The organism is Collinsella sp. 4_8_47FAA (genome assembly GCF_000763055.1).
Classification (GTDB): domain Bacteria; phylum Actinomycetota; class Coriobacteriia; order Coriobacteriales; family Coriobacteriaceae; genus Collinsella.
The window spans coordinates 1-2,093 of the sequence record NZ_KN214147.1 but is presented as its reverse complement, the minus strand read 5'-3'; the positions used below and the strand labels follow the sequence as shown (position 1 = coordinate 2,093).

General features: G+C 56.1%; 3 protein-coding genes. All 3 read right to left on the bottom strand.

Annotated features, from left to right (window positions below):
• Positions 1 to 691: 691 nt before the first annotated feature.
• The 3 genes from HMPREF9463_RS10145 to HMPREF9463_RS10135 all read right to left on the bottom strand — a co-directional run bounded on the left by HMPREF9463_RS10145 (position 692) and on the right by HMPREF9463_RS10135 (position 1,886).
• Complete coding sequence (locus HMPREF9463_RS10145; RefSeq protein WP_035138973.1) at positions 692 to 1,333, bottom strand: Rep family protein; 642 nt, start codon at positions 1,331 to 1,333, stop codon at positions 692 to 694.
• A 63-nt stretch (positions 1,334 to 1,396) separates the two neighbouring features.
• Positions 1,397 to 1,624, bottom strand: a complete 228-nt coding sequence (locus tag HMPREF9463_RS10140) for a type II toxin-antitoxin system RelE family toxin (RefSeq protein WP_154270956.1) — start codon at positions 1,622 to 1,624, stop codon at positions 1,397 to 1,399.
• Between the two features lie 25 nt (positions 1,625 to 1,649).
• Positions 1,650 to 1,886, bottom strand: coding sequence for a type II toxin-antitoxin system RelB family antitoxin (locus tag HMPREF9463_RS10135; protein WP_035138971.1), 237 nt, complete (start codon positions 1,884 to 1,886; stop codon positions 1,650 to 1,652).
• Positions 1,887 to 2,093 lie beyond the last annotated feature (207 nt).

Here is a 2,093-nt window from a genome sequence, read left to right as displayed (position 1 = left end):
GCCCCACAACAAGCTTCCCGTCCTTGTTCGTGTAGTGCCCGACAACCAAGTCGTTTTTAACGCGGCTCGGGTCGATGTTGTCACGCTCCAGGCTGGATGCATCGCGCCTGTAGTGGGCGAGCATGTGCCCGACCGAGGTTGCCTTGTACTTCGCTATGTGTGCCATGTCGGAACCGCCTTACGTCAGATTTTAACCGACTAAAGTCTAGCACGTTAGACCTTAGCTGCGCTAAGGACGTGCCCTGCGGGGCTTCTCCGCAATCCTCCCAGCGGTCGAGATTGCTGCGCGTCATCGGCGGCGGCACCTCTTCCTTGCCCGCTCGGCTCCGCCGAGATGGAGGGGTGAAACCCCTCCAAACCACCCCGACGTATCGGTATCGGATATCGGATTCCCATGGGCGAGGTCGTAGTACCTCGCCCCCCTGTGGTCATTTGTCATTTGTCATTTGTCACATTATTTTTCGGACGTAGTTAGCGAAAAATAATGAGCCGCCCGATTCTGCAGGTCTCATCCAGTCGAGACACGGGCAAGGAAAGGGTCGATGGAGCAGAGCGTCCATCGACCCTTAATCAAGTCTGGTCTATTCGGTTGGCCGTCGCGTCAATTCCGCAATCCGTGAACGAGTCGGCTTAGATCTGCGCGAGCGCAGACCACGCCGCCCCGTAGTCACGCATTGCTGCATTGACCCGACTACTCTTTGGCACCTGACTGTTCCACGCACTTGCGCTTACGTTCGGCGTTCAGATAGTTCCCGCGACAATAGCGCTCGAGAATCGAGTTGTACCCCACGATGATTTCGCGGTACTGCTCGGGAAACTCCCTCAGCGCCGCAGCCGTGAAATCGTTGATGGTCTCGAACCTCTCGCACATGATGAAGCCGACCAACTCGAAGAGCATGTCCTGCTTGTCCTTAGTCGAGAGCTGTTCGAGCTGACCAATGTCGAAGTTGTTTCCCTCGATGCGTGCTTCGACCGGATACAGCTCCTTGCCCTTCTTGCGACAGGAAGCCGTGTCGTGAATCAGATAGTCATACGCATGCCTGATGTTGTTGATTGGCTCGGCTGACGAACAGCACTTCTTGCCGTCCGCGCTCAATCGGTTCAAGACATTGATGATTGCCTTGCGTGTCGTGTTGCCGCCCCAGACAACAATGACGTGCGCATGCGTCTTGCGCTGTTTGCTCTTCTGGTCATGGTCTATGTCGTGAACCGCATAAGCGAAAGGCACTTGAAGAATGTCGTCTATCTCGTCCTGCCAGTCATCGCGCATGTTCTCTGGGTAGCAGATGCCCTCCCAGAGCTTCACCTTCGTCTCGCCAGCGTTTGCCGCCATGCTATAATCTCCTTGTCTCGAATGCCCCTGCTGCCGCCAAGCTTGCTGGGGCTTTTCTTTTTTTTATCTGCGCTTGTAAACCTCGCGTCTATGCGCAACATCGACCACGAGAATGACGAGCCTGCCGTCATTGATGTCGCACAGGATTCGGTAGTCACCGACCCTGTATCGCCACACGCCTGCCAAGTTTCCCGTCAATGCCTTGCCCCTGCTTCTTGGGTCTTCGAGCTTCGCTATCTCGTCAAGCTCGTCAAACACCCGCGCGGCAACGCCCTTATCGAGCTTGCGCATCGCCTTGTCGGCGTTCCTCGTGAAATCAATTCGCCAGGCCACAGTGCGCCCTTACCTCGTCGATGCTGTAGGTCTCAAGCCTGCCAGCACGATAGTCCTCGATATCCTTGAGAATCCCGTACTCGTACTCGAAACGGTCGATAGCTTCTTGCAGGGCTTCGTTAACGTAGAAGCTCCTCGACCTGCCAGTCTCCTTCGCAAGACGGCTGTAGCGCTCGTTCAACTCGGTTGGAATCCTCATTGATGTGACCGCGGTAGCCATGTCGCACCTCCTTGTCGTGTATTACAGGTAATACTATAACACATCATCTAGCCCGCCCGCGATACGTCCTCTGCGGTGCAGCGTGGTCGCGGTTCCACGCATCCGCCGCCCGCTGCGCATCGCGCAGCACGTCATTAAGGCTCTGTTGCCTTGGCTGTTCCCTGCGCATCAGATATTCGAGCGGGCGCGATATTCGGCTTCTAAGCT